This is a genomic window from Pseudarthrobacter chlorophenolicus A6, assembly GCF_000022025.1.
GTDB classification, from domain to species: domain Bacteria; phylum Actinomycetota; class Actinomycetes; order Actinomycetales; family Micrococcaceae; genus Arthrobacter; species Arthrobacter chlorophenolicus.
In genome coordinates this window covers 2,194,995-2,210,964 of sequence record NC_011886.1, presented here as the reverse complement: position 1 = coordinate 2,210,964, position 15,970 = coordinate 2,194,995, and the positions used below count along the sequence as shown (strand labels likewise).

Annotated in this window: 16 protein-coding genes; 9 read left to right on the top strand and 7 right to left on the bottom strand. The window is 64.2% G+C overall.

Translation table 11 applies throughout. The annotated features are described in order from the left end of the window. Nucleotides 1-12: 12 nt before the first annotated feature. Nucleotides 13-765: a DNA repair protein RecO gene (recO, locus tag ACHL_RS09885; protein ID WP_015937155.1), complete on the top strand. Its 753-nt coding sequence runs from the start codon at nucleotides 13-15 to the stop codon at nucleotides 763-765. Between the two features lie 2 nt (nucleotides 766-767). Then, entirely contained in the window at nucleotides 768-1,595 is an 828-nt protein-coding gene (locus ACHL_RS09880; RefSeq protein WP_015937154.1) for an isoprenyl transferase, read from the top strand. A gap of 41 nt (nucleotides 1,596-1,636) precedes the next feature. Here ACHL_RS09880 and ACHL_RS09875 read toward each other — a convergent pair whose 3' ends face one another. Both ACHL_RS09875 and ACHL_RS09870 read right to left on the bottom strand, forming a co-directional pair. Then, the gene (locus tag ACHL_RS09875; RefSeq protein ID WP_015937153.1) at nucleotides 1,637-2,662 is read right to left on the bottom strand and encodes an alpha/beta hydrolase; all 1,026 of its coding nucleotides are present in this window, start codon (nucleotides 2,660-2,662) and stop codon (nucleotides 1,637-1,639) included. Continuing rightward, a complete protein-coding gene (locus tag ACHL_RS09870; RefSeq protein ID WP_015937152.1) occupies nucleotides 2,659-3,657 on the bottom strand; it encodes an alpha/beta hydrolase in 999 nt (332 codons plus the stop codon). Before ACHL_RS09870 ends, ACHL_RS09875 begins: the two co-directional genes overlap by 4 nt. Nucleotides 3,658-3,762: 105 nt before the next feature. Here ACHL_RS09870 and ACHL_RS09865 point away from each other — a divergent pair, with 105 nt between their 5' ends. After that, nucleotides 3,763-4,833, top strand: a complete 1,071-nt coding sequence (locus ACHL_RS09865; protein WP_015937151.1) for a quinone-dependent dihydroorotate dehydrogenase — start codon at nucleotides 3,763-3,765, stop codon at nucleotides 4,831-4,833. 80 nt (nucleotides 4,834-4,913) lie between these two features. Here the strand turns inward: ACHL_RS09865 and ACHL_RS09860 are convergent, their stop codons facing one another. Then, nucleotides 4,914-5,516 (bottom strand): DUF3043 domain-containing protein, encoded by a 603-nt coding sequence (locus tag ACHL_RS09860; RefSeq protein WP_015937150.1) that lies wholly within the window; start codon nucleotides 5,514-5,516, stop codon nucleotides 4,914-4,916. Between the two features lie 89 nt (nucleotides 5,517-5,605). On the opposite strand from ACHL_RS09860, the gene ACHL_RS09855 reads away from it, so the two are divergent. The 5 genes from ACHL_RS09855 to ACHL_RS09835 all read left to right on the top strand — a co-directional run bounded on the left by ACHL_RS09855 (nucleotide 5,606) and on the right by ACHL_RS09835 (nucleotide 10,836). Further along, nucleotides 5,606-7,060, top strand: a complete 1,455-nt coding sequence (locus ACHL_RS09855; RefSeq protein WP_015937149.1) for a dipeptidase — start codon at nucleotides 5,606-5,608, stop codon at nucleotides 7,058-7,060. A gap of 193 nt (nucleotides 7,061-7,253) precedes the next feature. Continuing rightward, a complete protein-coding gene (locus ACHL_RS09850) occupies nucleotides 7,254-7,640 on the top strand; it encodes a HesB/IscA family protein (RefSeq protein ID WP_015937148.1) in 387 nt (128 codons plus the stop codon). A 187-nt stretch (nucleotides 7,641-7,827) separates the two neighbouring features. Next, nucleotides 7,828-8,700 (top strand): aa3-type cytochrome oxidase subunit II, encoded by an 873-nt coding sequence (gene ctaC, locus ACHL_RS09845; protein ID WP_015937147.1) that lies wholly within the window; start codon nucleotides 7,828-7,830, stop codon nucleotides 8,698-8,700. 10 nt (nucleotides 8,701-8,710) lie between these two features. Continuing rightward, nucleotides 8,711-10,438 (top strand): aa3-type cytochrome oxidase subunit I, encoded by a 1,728-nt coding sequence (ctaD, locus tag ACHL_RS09840; RefSeq protein WP_015937146.1) that lies wholly within the window; start codon nucleotides 8,711-8,713, stop codon nucleotides 10,436-10,438. Further along, nucleotides 10,435-10,836, top strand: a complete 402-nt coding sequence (locus tag ACHL_RS09835; protein ID WP_015937145.1) for a cytochrome c oxidase subunit 4 — start codon at nucleotides 10,435-10,437, stop codon at nucleotides 10,834-10,836. Before ctaD ends, ACHL_RS09835 begins: the two co-directional genes overlap by 4 nt. A gap of 102 nt (nucleotides 10,837-10,938) precedes the next feature. Here ACHL_RS09835 and ACHL_RS09830 read toward each other — a convergent pair whose 3' ends face one another. Further along, nucleotides 10,939-11,250: an HPr family phosphocarrier protein gene (locus ACHL_RS09830; protein ID WP_015937144.1), complete on the bottom strand. Its 312-nt coding sequence runs from the start codon at nucleotides 11,248-11,250 to the stop codon at nucleotides 10,939-10,941. A 167-nt stretch (nucleotides 11,251-11,417) separates the two neighbouring features. Between ACHL_RS09830 and ACHL_RS09825 the strand changes: the two genes are divergently transcribed. Continuing rightward, complete coding sequence (locus ACHL_RS09825; RefSeq protein WP_015937143.1) at nucleotides 11,418-12,188, top strand: GntR family transcriptional regulator; 771 nt, start codon at nucleotides 11,418-11,420, stop codon at nucleotides 12,186-12,188. A 125-nt stretch (nucleotides 12,189-12,313) separates the two neighbouring features. On the opposite strand, the gene qcrB is transcribed toward ACHL_RS09825, so the two are convergent. From qcrB to qcrC, 3 genes are all read right to left on the bottom strand, one after another. After that, the gene (gene qcrB, locus ACHL_RS09820) at nucleotides 12,314-13,984 is read right to left on the bottom strand and encodes a cytochrome bc1 complex cytochrome b subunit (protein ID WP_015937142.1); all 1,671 of its coding nucleotides are present in this window, start codon (nucleotides 13,982-13,984) and stop codon (nucleotides 12,314-12,316) included. After that, nucleotides 13,962-15,032: a cytochrome bc1 complex Rieske iron-sulfur subunit gene (gene qcrA / locus ACHL_RS09815; RefSeq protein WP_015937141.1), complete on the bottom strand. Its 1,071-nt coding sequence runs from the start codon at nucleotides 15,030-15,032 to the stop codon at nucleotides 13,962-13,964. The genes qcrB and qcrA overlap by 23 nt, the downstream gene beginning before the upstream one ends. A gap of 97 nt (nucleotides 15,033-15,129) precedes the next feature. Then, complete coding sequence (gene qcrC, locus ACHL_RS09810; RefSeq protein ID WP_015937140.1) at nucleotides 15,130-15,918, bottom strand: cytochrome bc1 complex diheme cytochrome c subunit; 789 nt, start codon at nucleotides 15,916-15,918, stop codon at nucleotides 15,130-15,132. Between the last annotated feature and the right edge of the window lie 52 nt (nucleotides 15,919-15,970).

Here is a 15,970-nt window from a genome sequence, read left to right as displayed (position 1 = left end):
GGAAGATAGAGCGTGGCTCAACAATCCTTCGCCTCCCGGGCTTACCGCGACGACGCCGTGGTGCTCCGTACGCACAAACTGGGCGAAGCCGACAGGATCATCACGCTCCTCACGAAGCGCCACGGGCAGGTCCGGGCAGTCGCCAAGGGCGTACGCCGCACCAGCAGCCGGTTTGGAGCGCGGCTTGAGCCTTTCATGGTGGTTGACCTCCAGCTGATCTCGGGCCGGAGCCTGGACATCGTGACCCAGGCTGTGGCTAAGGGCGCCTACGGCGGCAGTATCGCCGCCGATTACGGCCGCTACACCGTCGCCGCAGCCATGACCGAAACAGCCGAGAAGCTCACGGACGTCGACGGCGAAGCGGCCACGGCCCAATACAACCTCCTGGTGGGTGCACTGGCTGCCCTGAGCCGGGACGAGCACGCCGCCGGCCTGATCCTCGACTCCTACCTCTTGCGGGCACTGGCCACCGGAGGCTGGGCACCCAGCTTCACCGACTGCGCCCGCTGCGGCATGCCTGGCCCGCACAGGGCGTTCGCCACTGCCCTGGGCGGCATGGTGTGCCCGGACTGCAGGCCTCCGGGCTCTCCCGCACCGGCGGCCGAAACTGTCATCCTGCTGGCGGCCCTCCTCACCGGAGACTGGCCGACGGCTGATGCTTCCCTGCCCCTGCACCGCAAGGAAGCCGCCGGCCTCGTGGCCGCATACCTGCAATGGCACCTCGAACGGGTGCTGAAATCCCTCAAACATGTGGAGCGTAGCTGACAGTGGCCTTGGGAAAAAAGACGAACCCCGCGCACCGGCGCACCCAACCGGTGGTCGCGCCCTACCCGCACCCCTCGGGGGCAGTTCCGCCGTCCATCCCGGCTGAATTCATTCCCCGCCACGTGGCCATAGTCATGGACGGCAACGGCCGCTGGGCAAACCAGCGGGGACTTCCCCGGATTGAAGGTCACAAGGCGGGCGAACCCGCACTGCTCGATGTCATGGCCGGAGCCATCCAACTCGGCATCGAATACGTCAGCGTGTACGCATTCTCCACGGAAAACTGGCGCAGGTCACCGGAAGAGGTCCGCTTCCTCATGGGATTTAACAAGGACGTGCTACGTCGCCAGCGGAACCAGCTGGACGAATGGGGCGTCCGGGTGCGCTGGTCCGGCCGGCGGCCCAAGCTCTGGGGCTCGGTAATCCGGGAGCTGGAGGAAGCGGAGGCCTACACGGCCGGCAACAGCACCTGCACGTTGACCATGTGTGTTAATTACGGTGGGCGTGCGGAAATCACCGATGCTGTGTCTGCCATAGCTGCAGAGGTCGCTGCAGGAAGGCTGAAGCCCGGCGCCATCACGGAGCGCACCATCCAGAAGTACCTCGATGAACCGGACCTTCCTGACGTGGACCTTTTCCTTCGCAGCTCGGGGGAACAACGGTTGTCCAACTTCCTGCTCTGGCAATCGGCGTATGCCGAGTTCGTGTTCATGGACACGCTGTGGCCGGACGTGGACAGGCGGACGCTGTGGGCCGCGGTAGAGGAATACGCGCAGCGTGATCGGCGCTACGGCGGCGCAGTGGACGCGGCGGCGCAGACCGGCGCTTAAGCCGCCAACACGGGGCTGCCCGGCACTGTCTGGGACAGGGCCTAAAAAGGGACGGCCATCAGCCAGGCAGCCAGGTCCCGGCACGCTTCTTCCCGGACGCCCCTGCGGGACAGGAAGATGTCGTGGAGGGCGCCGGGGTACCGGAAGACGCTGACCCGCCGTCCGAGCCGCAGGGAGCGTCCGGCTGTCTCCTCCACATTGATCACAGCGTCAGCTTCCATCAGGTCCGCAGACCACTCGATCTGGATGTGCGTGCGTTCCGAGAGCATCACCAGCACCGGGGCCTGGATGTGCAGCCGGCGTTCCACCGCTGCGTGGCCGGCCAGTACCGCTTTTGCCCAGCCTGCGCGGATGGGGAACGAGGCCCTCGGCCGCCACACCGGATCAAGGTGCCACTCGCCATGGGACTCGGAACTCACGCTTTGCCAGTAACCGGGCATTTCCGGAAGCCAGAGTGGCCGCCGCGGGTCTGCCCTGGAAAGCGGGTCCACCAGGTGCATGGCGATGGTCCGGATAATGCTGCTGCCCTGGAGTTCCAACCAGGGGGAGTTAAGGACCAGCGTCCTGACCAGTCCGGGATTCCGGTCCGCCCAGAGGGCGGCCACCAGTCCGCCCAACGAGTGGGCCAGAAGGTGCACCGCGGGTGCGGCTTCTGCGCGGTGGGTTTGCGCCACGTCGTCTTGGATTGCCTGGATCGCGGCGGAGAGGTCCTCGTCGTAGACGTCCAGGTTGTCCGTGTAGCCCGGGGTCTGCCAAGGCCTGAGGCTGCGGCCGAACTTGCGCAGGTCTATTGCATAGAACGCAAAGCCGCTCCCAGCAAGGTACTCGGCAAGCTCCGCCTGCAGGAAGTAGTCAGCCCAGCCGTGGACGTAGAGGACCGCTTGCGGTGGTTGACCGGCATCACGCACACCCGGCGCTACTGGCAGGACGCAGCGGACCAGCGTCGCCTCCACAGCCCCTTCGTTATCCGGGGCCAGCGGCAAAGTACGCTTTTCGAACCCATGCCCCAGGACGTCCGGCAGCCAGCGGCCCGCGGCGTTGCTGTTGCCGGGAGCTGTCCCTGTCATGCTGGGGGCCCCTCGGGTTTGGGTGGTTCGCCTGCGCCATAGGCGTTCAGCCATCGGGCCAGGCGCGCGTATGCGTCGGTACGGACATCCGCGGGTGAGAGGAAGACGTCATGGAGGGCTCCTTCGATCCGCTCCACCGTGACGCTCCGGCCCAAAGCCAGGGCCCTGGCACCGATGATGTTCACATCGAGCACCGCGTCCCTGCGGCGCATCTCCTCGGACCACAGAAGGCCCGTAGCACTCCCGGAAGACAAGAGCACAAGGACCGGCACTGGAATATCCAGGCCACGGGCAACCTGGGCGTGGCCGGCCAAGACCGCGCTTATCCAGCCTGCCCGCACCGGGAAGGCCATCGGCGGCCTGTACCGGTCGTCGAGGGTCCATTCTCCCTCGGCCGCGCTGCTGATGGTCCGCCAATAGAATCCCCGTTCGGGCAGCCGCAGGACGGCCTCGGGCCTGAGCCTCGCCATGGGCGCCATGAGTCCTGACGCGGCGCGGCGGACCAGCGAGCTGCCGTGCATTTCCAGCCAGGGGCTGTTGAGCACCAGCCGCGCCACGAAAGCCGGATTCCGTGCGGTCCACAGCGCCGCTACGAGCCCCCCGGTCGAATGGCCCATGAGGGTAATGGGCGGGGGCGGGGCCCCGCCCCCAATGAGGACGCAGGCCGCCTCAATCTCGGCGTCGTAGTCGGCCAGATTCGCCACATAGCCACCCGGAGCATCCGGGCGCAGGCTCCTGCCGTGGTTGTGCATGTCCAGGGCGTAGAAGTCGTAGCCTGCCGAGTTCCAGAACCGGGCCAGGTCCACGTTGAAGAAGTAGTCACTCCAGCCGTGCAGGAAGAGGACCGCCGGCCGCTGTCGCCGCGGCGCGGCACCGCCGTCAGGCTCCGGCCTGAACCGCACCAGGGTGGCAGTACGTTCCACGCCGTCAGCCCCCATGGCCCTGAACGCGAGCGACTGAAACTCCACGCCCAGGATGTCCTCTTCCCATGCCATGGACCCATGCTAATCCGGCAACCGGAGGCACCCGATCCGCCAATCGACGCCGGTTTGGAACGTCTCCGTTTTGGTCAAAGTCCCGCGAGGCGGAAAACTGGTTGTATGCGCGTTTACCCCACATTCTTCAAGCTGGCTTTTTCCTGGATGGACGCCGAGCGCGCCCATACCCTCGGATTCAAGGGAATCCGGCTGGCCCACGCAACAGGGGCGGGGAGGGTGCTCCGCAAGCTAACCGCGCCAGCGCCATCCCTGCAGACCACCGCGTTCGGCATTACATTCCCGTCACCCTTCGGGCTGGCAGCGGGGTTTGACAAAGAGGGGCATGGCATCGAGGCCCTCACCGAGCTTGGCTTCGGCCACGTTGAAGTGGGCACCATCACCGGCCAGGCGCAGCCGGGCAACGAGCAGCCGCGGCTGTTCCGCCTGATCGAGGACCGCGCGGTCATCAACAGGATGGGTTTCAACAACGACGGCGCCGCAGCCGTGGCTCCCCGCCTCAAGTCGGCCCGGGCTGCCCTGCAGCGGACGTACCCCGCGGTGCGGCCGGTGATCGGTGTCAACATCGGCAAGACCAAAGTTGTTGAACTTGCCGATGCTGTGGACGACTACCGCATCAGCGCACGCACGCTTGCACCGGCCGCCGACTACCTCGTGGTCAATGTCAGTTCCCCCAACACGCCGGGACTGCGGCTGCTGCAGGACGTTGAAACGTTGCGTCCCCTTCTTACTGCGGTGGGCGAGGAAGCCGACCGTGCAGCGGGCAGGCACGTGCCGCTGCTGGTGAAGATTGCTCCGGACCTCAGCGACGAAGACATCGACGACGTTGCCCGGCTGGCCCTGGACCTGAAGCTGGACGGCATCATCGCCACCAACACCACCATCGCCAGGACGGGCCTGGCTTCCCCTGCCGAAAAAGTCGAACAGTGCGGTGCGGGCGGGCTTTCCGGCGCGCCGCTGAAGAAGCGTTCGCTGGAGGTGCTCCGCCGGCTCAAGCAGGCAACCGGGGACGCTTTGACCCTCATCGCCGTCGGTGGCGTGGAAACTGCCCAGGACGTGCAGGACCGGCTCGACGCCGGGGCAACCCTGGTCCAGGGATATACGGCGTTCCTGTACGAAGGCCCCTTTTGGGCGGCCCGGATCAACCGGCAGCTGGCCCGCAGCCGGCGGTCCTGAGAGGCATCAGGTCCAGACCCGTTAAACAGCAGTCCCCGGCAGCTCAGCTGCCGGGGACTGCTGTTTAAGGAACCTCTGACTCAGGAAGGGAACTGACCGCGGCTCACCTGCGGCTTGGGCAGCCGCAGTTTCCGGAACTGGAGGGAGCGCATGGAGCCGTACCAAACGGTGCCGCGCTCAACCTCACCGAACTTCTCCGCCAGCCGCTTGCGCAGTTTGCGGGACAGCAGGAACACGTCCACGAACACTGCCAGGAACATGACCCAGAAACCGCCCAGGACGTAAATCATGTAGTCGCTGGATGCCGGTACCACCAGGGAGACCAAAACGAAAACAAGGGCGCCGAACATGAGGAACTCGCCCAGGCTGAACCGGGCGTCGACGAAGTCGCGGGCAAACCGCTTCTGCGGCCCCTTGTCCCGCAAGGGCAGGAACTTTTCGTCCCCGGTGTCCAGGGCCTGGCGCATCTTCTGCCGCTGGTCCTGGATGACCTGGCGCTCGGCGGCCTTGGAGGCTTTGCGGTCCTCCGGCACCAGCGGACGCTTGCGGGCGGCTTCCTGGGCCCTCCGTGTTGGAGTGGGGGCACCCTTGCCAACGACACCCGCTTGGCGCGCCGCTGCTTCCGCCGCCTGCTGGTCTACTGTCTCCTGCGCCGAGGGCGCTTCTTTTTTACGTCCGAACACCTGAACAGAATACCTTGCGGGAGATAGCGGGATTCCGCGGCTGCGGCTGTTGCCGAAGCAACAGATGTGACGGGAGTAATGTTTTGGCCATGAATCCCTCGCCAATGGCAACCCCGCACGATCCGCATGGCCCCTCATCCCCGGGCCCTGACTCCCTCGGCCAGACGGACCAACTCCGGGCCGCCGTCGACCGTTCCTTCGACCAAACCCTTAACCGCCTCAAGGATCTTGTCGCGATTCCCGGGATCGCCTGGCCCAGCTTTGACCGTGCGCCCCTGGAACGAAGCGCCGAAGCGGTGGCGGAACTGCTTCGCGACGCAGGACTCGAGGAAGTACAGACTCTCACCTGCCCCAAGCCGGACGGTACGCCCGGCGGTCCCGCCGTCGTCGCCCGCCGTCCCGCGGCGCCCGGTAAGCCCACCATCCTGCTGTACGCCCACCATGACGTCCAGCCGCCCGGCGACGAGGCCCTGTGGGAAACAAAGCCTTTCACCGCGGTGGAAAAGGATGGCCGCCTCTATGGCAGGGGCGCCGCCGACGACAAAGCTGGCATCATGGCCCACATTGCCGCCTACGCTGCCGTCTCGGAGGTGATCGGCGAGCTGGGAGTCGGTGTGACGTTCTTCTTCGAAGGGGAAGAGGAAGCCGGATCGCCCACCTTCCGGCCCTTCCTGGAGGCCAACCGCGAAGTGTTGCGCGCCGACGTCATCGTTGTGGCAGACTCCAGCAACTGGAAAGTGGGCGTTCCCGCCCTGACCACCAGCCTGCGCGGCCTCGTTGACGGCACCATTGAAGTCCAGGTCCTCGACCATGCCGTGCACTCCGGCATGTACGGCGGCCCGGTGCTGGATGCCCCCACGCTCCTGTCGCGGCTGATCGCCACACTCCATGACAACGACGGCAACGTTGCGATCGACGGCCTCGTGGCCACAGACAATGCTGCCGTGGACCTCCCGGAGGCCGATTACCGGGCCGACGCTTCAGTGCTCGACGGCGTCCGGCTCGCCGGCACGGGCAGCATTGCCTCCCGCCTGTGGACCAAGCCTGCCCTGTCAATCATCGGCTTCGACGCCCCCTCCGTGGACGTCGCCTCGAACACGTTGCTTCCGCGTGCCCGTGCCAAGTTCAGCCTGCGCCTGGCGCCGGGCCAGGATCCCGCTGCGGCCATGGAGGCTGTGGGCCGCCATGTGGAGGCCAATGCGCCGTTCGGCGCGAAGGTCATCTTCACGCCGGGGGAGAGCGGCAACCCGTTCCAGACGGACACCGCATCACCTGCGGCCCGCCTGGCAATGTGGGCCCTGGGTGAGGCGTGGGGCGTCCCGGCGGTCGAAACCGGGATAGGCGGTTCCATCCCCTTTATTGCAGACTTGCTGGAGCTGTACCCGGAGGTGCAGATCCTCGTCACCGGCGTCGAGGACCCGGATTCGCGGGCGCACAGTGCCAACGAATCCCTGCACCTGGGCGACTTCAGGAATGCAATCCTCGCCGAGGCGCTCATGCTTGCACGTCTTAACGGCGGGGACCTGGACGTGCAGCCCGGCTGATTCTGCTGGCCGGCGGGCCGGGGCTCCCGCCGCCAAGCCGCCCAGGGAACAACCGGGGGCCTCACATGGTTAAGTCAGGAGTTAGAGCTACAAGGCTGTCCGACGTAGCATGTAGCTATAGCCCATACCCAATCCGTAGGGGCAGGCACCGCAGAAGCGGAGCCGCCAGGACCCGTCCCAAGAAGGTAGGCCAATGAGCACCGCAACCAATGAGAACAGCACCGCAACCACCAGCGAATCCGGCGAACTGCCGGTCCACGAGGTCAACCTGACCGATGTCGCCGCAGGCAAGGTACGCAGCCTTCTCGAACAGGAAGGCCGCACGGACCTGCGCCTTCGGGTTGCCGTGCAGCCCGGCGGCTGCTCCGGCCTGATCTACCAGCTGTACTTCGATGAGCGGATTCTCGACGGCGACGCCGTTCGTGATTACGACGGTGTCGAGGTCGTGGTGGACAAGATGAGCGTCCCGTACCTCAGCGGCGCCAGCATCGACTTCGAGGACACCATTTCCAAGCAGGGATTCACCATCGACAACCCCAACGCCGGTGGCTCCTGCGCCTGTGGAGATTCCTTCCACTAAGCCGGTCATTTTGCCGTATGCCTGCGCCGTGTCTCCTGCCAACAAGATTGGCTGGGAGGCGCGGCGCCGACATGTGGGCGAAACGTCCGGGGGAGCGGTAAGCTCTACACCGAGTAGTAAAACTTTTAGTGTGCCCGGGGCCGCCGATGGCTGCCCGGACAACAGCAACAAGTAGGAAGGGCCGTCTGTGAGTTCGCAGAACCGAACCGGCAGCCGACGCAAAACGATCACAACGATCACTGGCTTGGCAATTGCCGGCGCGTTGGTTTTGACCGGATGTTCGCCAGAGGTAGAGAAGGGGTGGCTGCCGACTGAACGCGGCACCACCAGCAACACCGACCGCATCATGGACCTCTGGGTCAACTCATGGATTGCCGCGCTGGTGGTGGGCACCATTACCTGGGGCCTCATCATCTGGTGCCTGGTGGCGTACCGCCGCCGCAAGGGGACCGTCGGGTTCCCGCGGCAGACCAGTTTCAACCTTCCGCTTGAGGTCTTCTACCTGACCATCCCGATCTTCATGGTCCTGGTGTTCTTCTACTTCACCGACCGTGACCAGCAGGCCATTGATGACCGCTCCCAGCCGGCCGACGTCGTGGTTGACGTCCGCGGCAAGCAGTGGGCCTGGGACTTCAACTACAAGTCCGGCGACGTCATCCAGGAAGACCTGCACGAAGCCGGTGTCCAGGCGCACCTGACCGGCAACACCATCGACAAGGAACAGCTCCCCACGCTGTACTTGCCGGTAAACAAGTCGGTTGACCTCGAGCTCAATGCCCGCGACGTCATCCACTCCTTCTGGGTTCCCGCCTTCCTGCAGAAGCGCGACATGATCCCCGGAAAGACCAACTACATCAGGTTCACCCCCACCAAAGAGGGCACCTACGACGGCAAGTGTGCCGAACTCTGCGGCGAGTACCACTCCGAAATGCTGTTCCGCGTGAAGGTGGTGTCGGAATCCGAATTCCAGGCCCACATGGACGGGCTGAAGGCAGCCGGCAACACCGGGCTGCTGGGCGTGGAGTACGACCGCAACCCTAACCTGAACGAAATTAAGTAAGGGGAGCGACGTGGCTACGTACACTCAATCCGCACCCACAGGAGCCCTGCAGGCTCCGGTGGTTCCCAAATCCAAGGGACGCATCGTCGTCAACTGGATCACCTCCACTGACCACAAGACGATCGGGTACATGTACCTGATCGCCTCGTTCGTCTTCTTCTGCCTCGGCGGCGTCATGGCGCTGCTCATCCGTGCCGAACTCTTCGAGCCCGGCATGCAGATCCTGCAGACGAAGGAGCAGTACAACCAGCTGTTCACCATGCACGGCACCGTTATGCTCCTGATGTTCGCCACCCCGCTGTTCGCGGGCTTCGCCAACGTCATCATGCCGCTCCAGATCGGTGCCCCCGACGTCGCATTCCCGCGTCTGAACGCGCTGGCCTTCTGGTTCTTCCTCTTCGGTTCCACCATTGCGGTGTCCGGCTTCATCACTCCGCAGGGTGCAGCATCCTTCGGCTGGTTCGCCTACGCACCGCTGTCGAACACCACGTTCAGCCCCGGCATCGGCGGTGACCTGTGGGTCTTCGGCCTGGCGCTCTCCGGCTTCGGCACCATTCTCGGTGCGGTCAACTTCATCACCACCATCATCTGCATGCGCGCTCCGGGCATGACCATGTGGCGCATGCCGATCTTCACCTGGAACACCCTCATCACGGCGATCCTGGTCCTGATGGCGTTCCCCCCGCTGGCCGCCGCACTGTTCGCGCTGGGCGCCGACCGCCGGTTCGGTGCACACATCTTTGATCCCGAAAACGGCGGTGCCGTCCTCTGGCAGCACCTGTTCTGGTTCTTTGGCCACCCCGAGGTGTACATCATCGCCCTGCCGTTCTTCGGCATCGTGTCTGAGATCTTCCCGGTGTTCAGCCGCAAGCCGATCTTCGGCTACAAGGGCCTGGTTTACGCCACCATCGCCATTGCTGCGCTGTCCGTGACGGTGTGGGCCCACCACATGTACGTCACAGGCTCGGTACTCCTGCCGTTCTTCGCCTTCATGACGATGCTCATCGCCGTTCCCACCGGCGTGAAGTTCTTCAACTGGATCGGCACCATGTGGCGCGGCTCCATCACGTTCGAAACCCCCATGCTCTGGAGCATCGGGTTCCTCGTCACGTTCCTCTTCGGCGGCCTCACCGGCATCATCCTGGCTTCGCCTCCGCTCGACTTCCACGTCTCGGACTCCTACTTCGTGGTGGCGCACTTCCACTACGTGGCCTTCGGAACCGTGGTGTTCGCCATGTTCGCCGGCTTCTACTTCTGGTGGCCCAAGTGGACCGGAAAGATGCTCAACGAGCGCCTCGGCAAGATCCACTTCTGGCTCCTGTTCCTGGGCTTCCACGGCACGTTCCTCATCCAGCACTGGCTGGGTGTGGAAGGCATGCCCCGCCGCTACGCCGACTACCTGGTGGAAGACAACTTCACCTGGATGAACCAGTTCTCCACCGTGGCGTCCTTCGTCCTTGGCGCCTCGCTGATTCCGTTCTTCTGGAACGTCTACATCACATGGCGGAAGGCCGAAAAGGTCCAGGTTGATGACCCTTGGGGCTTCGGTGCCTCCCTTGAATGGGCCACGTCCTGCCCGCCGCCGCGCCACAACTTCACCTCGCTGCCCCGGATCCGTTCGGAGCGCCCCGCCCTGGACCTGCACCACCCTGAGCTGCGCCAGGTCCACACCGTCGAGTCGCCGGCACCTGCGGCCAACGTTCTCGGCAACGCCGACCAGAAGGACACCGCACAGTGAAAATCGAATCTTGGATCTTTGGATCGGGAGTCTTCTTCTTCATCCCTGTCTCCATCGTGTACGGGTTCCTGACGAACTGGAACGAGTGGGTCGGCATCCTGGGTGTCCTGCTCGTCGGCGGACTGGCCGGCATGATCGGCGCCTACCTCGGGTTCACCGCCAAGCGCGTTGGTATGCGCCCCGAGGACCGCAGCGACGCTGAGATCCACGAAGGCGCCGGCGAGCAGGGGCACTTCAGCCCCTGGAGCTGGTGGCCCCTGGTCCTCGGCCTGGCCTGCGCCACCGGGTTCCTCGGCCTGGCCGTTGGGTTCTGGATTGTCTTCATCGCTGGCGGCCTTGCGGTCGTAGCGCTTGTCGGCTGGGTTTACGAATACAGCCGCGGGGACCACGCCCACTAGGCACACACATAACAACGACGCCGGCCTCCACCATTTGGTGGGGGCCGGCGTCGTTGTGTCCGGATTGGGTTGTTCCCGGTTTCGTTCCGGGCGTCTGTCCGGCTAGTCCCGGGCGGCCGGCTGGAGGGCTCCCTGCGCCGCGAGAAGGTCGGCGAGGGATACAAGGGCCCCCGCGGCATTTTCCACGCTCCCAGGCCCGTCCAACGCCGTCTCGCTGACTGAAAGCACCACTTCGCAGCCGTGCTGGAAGTCGGCGCCCATCACCTGAAGCAGAGACCGTGCATCGACGCCCGGAATGCCGTCTTTGGCAATAACCACGGGAAGGCCCGTGTCCATGACGGCCCGGACAAAGTCGGCCGCGGGCCTGGCATGGAGGCCTGCAGAAGCCGTGACCACGGCCTTGTGTGATGGCAAGAGGGGCTCCTTCGTCGTGACGGACCTGTCCGTCTGTCGCGTAAATCTTCCTGCCCAAATATATATCCGGCTGCCGGGCGATGCTGTCGCGGAGTCGTCCGCATGAACGCAGCTGGTCTAGACCTGACCTACGATTAGAAGGGGTACCAAGCACAAAAGGCGGACTCATGGCGGCTGCAGCCAAGACCATCAAGGGCGACATAGACCGCACCAGCGGTGTTGCCATCTATATCCAATTGCGGGAGATCCTGCGCGCCTACATCGCGGAGGCATGCCCTCCAGGCTCTGCTCTGCCTTCAGAGCGTGACCTGGCCGAACGCTTCGGCCTGGCACGGATGACAGTCCGCCAGGCCATCGATGCCCTGGTAGGCGAGGAAGTCATTGAACGCGTCGTCGGCCTGGGTACCTTCGTTCGCCGGCCGAAGCTTGACCTGCAGGTCAAGCTGACCTCCTACAGCGAAGAAATGCAGCGCCGCGGAATGATCCCGGCGGCAAAGGTCCTCAGCTTCGAACAGATCGGTGCCAGCGCGTTCCTAGCCCGGGAGCTTCAGCTGGACGAAGGCACTCCACTGGTGCGTTTCCGCAGGCTCCTGCTGGCGGACGGGGAACCTATGAGCGTGGATGAGAACTTCATCCCTGCGCACCGCGTTCCGGGCCTGCTGGACGGTGAGCCTCCCACATCCCTCTACAACGTCCTGAGTGAACAGTTCGGCCTTGTGATGGAGTGGGGTGAGGACATGATCGAGGCAACCGCTGCGTCCCCTTCCACGGCGCGCCTGCTCAACGTGGAAGTGGGTTCACCGCTGCTGAAAATCCAGCGGCATGCCTTTGTTGCCCGAGCCATGGTGGACTACTCCGTTTCCTATTATCGGGCTGACCGCTACAAGTTGTGGGTGCCCCTGCAGCGGCCTGGGGCACGCCGGGCGCGGAACGTCTAAGCGGGCGCGAAGGGCGGGGGTCGCACTGACCACATGGTTCTGCGGCCACGAGGACGTGACATAACAACAGAACAGGGCCCGGTCCTATTGGACCGGGCCCTGTTCTGTTTGATGCGTGGGTGAACCTAGTGGGACAGGCTCTTTGCTTCCTCAGGAGCTTCCACTGCCGCGTGGCCGTGGCCATGGGCTGCTTCGAGCTCTGCTGGTGTGGCCGGAGCCACGCGGTCTTCGAAGAACCACTTGGAGAGGAAGGCGCGGCGCTTCTCGCTGGCGGTCACCACACCGTGCTCGTTCGGTACAGCGGGGAGGACCTCGGGAGACTCGAACCCGACCAGCTTGTAGCGCTTGTACTCGTCGAGCGGAGCGTGAACCTCGATGAACTCACCGTGGGGCAGGCGGACAATTCGTCCCGTTTCCCGGCCATGCAGTGCAATCTCGCGGTCCTTGCGCTGGAGCGCAAGGGCCACGCGCTTGGCAACGATGAATCCGATAATCGGGCCGATGAAGAAGAGGGCACGGAGCCAGTAGGTGACATCGTTGAGGGACACGTGGAAGTGCGTGGCAATGAGGTCAGAACCGGCAGCCGCCCACATGACGCAGTACCAGATGAAACCGGCAACACCAATGCCCGTGCGGGTGGGGGCGTTGCGGGGACGGTCCAGGACGTGGTGTTCGCGGTTGTCCTTGGTGATCCAACGTTCGATCCACGGGTAGGCGAACATCACCGTGAACAGGATGCCGGCGGGTACCAGGGCGGGGAGCAGCACGTTGAACGTGAAGACGAAGCCCAGCCAGGTCTGCTCCACGTGCCAGTCACCAAAGGTGCCCGGCATCAGGCGCAGCGCACCGTCCACGAATCCGATGTACCAGTCAGGCTGGGTACCGGCGGAAACGGGCGACGGATCGTACGGACCGTAGTTCCAGATCGGGTTGATGGTGAAGAACGCTGCCATCAGTGCCAGGACACCGAAGACGATGAAGAAGAAGCCGCCGGCCTTGGCCGCGTACACGGGGCCGAGCGGGTAGCCGACAACGTTGTTGTCGTTGCGGCCCGGACCGGGGTACTGGGTGTGCTTGTGAACCACAACCATGAACAGGTGCAGCACGATCATCAGGAGGATCAGGGCCGGCACCAGCAGAATGTGCAGCATGTAGAGGCGGCTAATGATTGCCGTTCCCGGGAACTCTCCACCAAACAGGAAGAAGGAGATGTAGGTGCCAACCACCGGAATGGACTTGATGACGCCGTCGATAATGCGGAGGCCGTTACCGGAGAGCAGGTCGTCAGGAAGTGAGTAACCGGTGAAGCCTGCAGCCATGGCCAGGATCAGTAGCACGCAGCCAACAACCCAGTTCATTTCACGCGGGCGGCGGAACGCTCCGGTGAAGAACACGCGAAGCATGTGCACGGCGATGGATGCCACGAAGAGCAGCGCGGCCCAGTGGTGGACCTGGCGCATGAACAGGCCGCCGCGAATATCGAACGAGATGTTCAGCGAGGAGCTGTAGGCTACGGACATTTCGACGCCCTTGAGGGGCACGTACGAACCGTCGTAGTGCGTCTCCGCCATCGAGGGGTCGAAGAAGAACGTCAGGAACGTACCCGAAAGCAGCAGGATCACGAACGAGTAGAGGGCGACCTCACCGAACATGAAGGACCAGTGGTCGGGGAAGACTTTGCGGCCGAATTCCCGAAGGATTCCGGATCCGCCTACACGGGAATCGACGAAGTCGGTTACCCGGCCTGCCTTGGTTTTGGCGACGAAAGCGGGCTCAGCTGTTGATGCTGCGCTCATGCATATCACGCTCCCAGTAACTCGGTCCTACAGGTTCATGAAAGTCGCTGGTGGCGACGAGGTAGCCTTCGTCATCAACTGCGATGGGCAGCTGGGGGAGAGGGCGGCTGGCCGGTCCGAAGATCACCTTGCACTCTTGAGTGAGGTCAAAGGTGGACTGGTGGCACGGGCACAGCAGGTGGTGCGTCTGCTGCTCGTACAGAGCAACGGGGCAACCAACGTGGGTGCAGATCTTGGAGTAGGCAACAATGCCGTTGTAGCCCCAGTCCTCGCGGCCTTCAGAGGGGTGCAGCGATGCCGGGTCCAGGCGCATGAGCAGCACAACGGCCTTGGCCTTCTCGTTGAGCTTGCCCTCGTGGAGTTCGTTCAGGCCCTCGGGAATGACGTGGAACGCCGAACCGATGGTGACGTCTGCAGCCTTGATGGGCGTGCCGTCGGGGTCGCGGGCCAGGCGCTTGAGCTTGCCGTCCTGCGGTGCCCACATGGTGTGCGCAAGCTTGTTGTCAGGACGCGGACCCAGGTCGCCGAAGATGGCCACAGCGGGCAGGGGAGCAAGGGCCACAGCGCCGAGGAGGGTGTTGCGGATAAGGGGGCGGCGCTTGATGCCGGTCTCTTCCACAATGTCGTCGACGATGCGGACTGCGGCCTGGCGGTCCTCTTCGTAGCGGATCGCGTGGCGCTCTTCCGACACTTCGTGGTCCGGCATCAGGGCCTTGGCCCAGTGGACAATGCCGGTACCGATACCGAGCATGGCGAATGCCGTGCCGACACCGAGGAGGGCATTCTGCAACCGGATGGTTGCGATGCTGGAATCCTCGCCCAGGTCGATGGCGAAGTACGCCACCAGGAAGATCAGGGTTCCAACGACAGAGATGCCAAATAGTAGGGCTACCTGCCGTTCTGCCCGCTTTGCGGCCTTCGGATCCGTGTCAGCCAGGCGCAAACGATGCGGGGGAATTCCAGGATCCTGGAACTTCTCCACCTCATTCTGACCAGCCGTAGCTACGGTGCCCGAGTGGTTCGGACTGCCGTCACTATGGTTGCCCATAATTCGCCTCATCCTTCTCTCGTCCCGGCGGCTGCCGGGTTAGTTTCTAATATCAACCTGCTGGCTTTGCAGCAGAAAGTTTGGTGCGGGGACCGCGTCAGGATGTGCGGGACGTCAGCCAGATGGTGAAGGCAATGATGACGCCCAGGCCGGCAACCCACACGAAGAGGCCTTCAGCAACGGGACCCAGCGAGCCGAGGTCGGCGCCACCCGGGGAACCGGTGCTTTCGATCTGCTTCAGGAACGTGATGATGTCCTTCTTGCCCTCGGGGGTGATGTTCGAGTCACTGAAGACCGGCATGTTCTGCGGACCGGTGGCCATTGCTTCGTAGATGTGCTTACCCGATACATCGGCGAGGGCCGGGGCGAACTTGCCCCGGGTGAGTGCACCACCGGCGGCAGCGGCGTTGTGGCACATGGCGCAGTTGGTGCGGAACAGCTCACCGCCGGCAGCAGCGTCACCGCCGCCGTTCACCAGGTCCTCTTCAGGAATTGCCGGGCCGGCACCCAGGGAAGCGACATAGGCTGAAAGCTGGTGGGTCTGCTCGTCGTTGAACTGGGCGGGCTTCTTGAGGGCCTGCGGTCCGTTCATCTGCATCGGCATGCGGCCGGTGCCCACCTGGAAATCAACAGCAGCGGCGCCGACGCCCACCAGGGACGGGCCGTCAGCGGTACCGCTGGCACCCATGCCGTGGCACGTGGCGCAGTTGGCCGCGAAGAGCTTGCCGCCTTCTTCAGTGTCGTTGGCACTGTAGGTGGTGGTGGAAGCCTTGGCCTCGTTGACGGTGGTGGCCACAGCGTACAGCCCACCCGTAAGGAGTAGCCCCATCAGGAGCAGCGCTATTGCTGCCAGTGGGTGACGCCGCTTTTGTGAGAGTGCCTTCACGTGGTGGTTCCTTTATTCGTTCCTGCGACGGCTTGTGGAGCCGCGACCTGAA

Coding starts and splice junctions, on each gene's coding strand:
- ACHL_RS09875 (WP_015937153.1), bottom strand. CDS start 2,662: ATGACAGGGACAGCTCCCGGCAACAGCAACGCCGCGGGCCGCTGGCTG.
- ACHL_RS09870 (WP_015937152.1), bottom strand. CDS start 3,657: ATGGCATGGGAAGAGGACATCCTGGGCGTGGAGTTTCAGTCGCTCGCG.
- ACHL_RS09865 (WP_015937151.1), top strand. CDS start 3,763: ATGCGCGTTTACCCCACATTCTTCAAGCTGGCTTTTTCCTGGATGGAC.
- ACHL_RS09855 (WP_015937149.1), top strand. CDS start 5,606: ATGAATCCCTCGCCAATGGCAACCCCGCACGATCCGCATGGCCCCTCA.
- ACHL_RS09850 (WP_015937148.1), top strand. CDS start 7,254: ATGAGCACCGCAACCAATGAGAACAGCACCGCAACCACCAGCGAATCC.
- ACHL_RS09825 (WP_015937143.1), top strand. CDS start 11,418: ATGGCGGCTGCAGCCAAGACCATCAAGGGCGACATAGACCGCACCAGC.
- qcrB (WP_015937142.1), bottom strand. CDS start 13,984: ATGAGCGCAGCATCAACAGCTGAGCCCGCTTTCGTCGCCAAAACCAAG.
- qcrA (WP_015937141.1), bottom strand. CDS start 15,032: ATGGGCAACCATAGTGACGGCAGTCCGAACCACTCGGGCACCGTAGCT.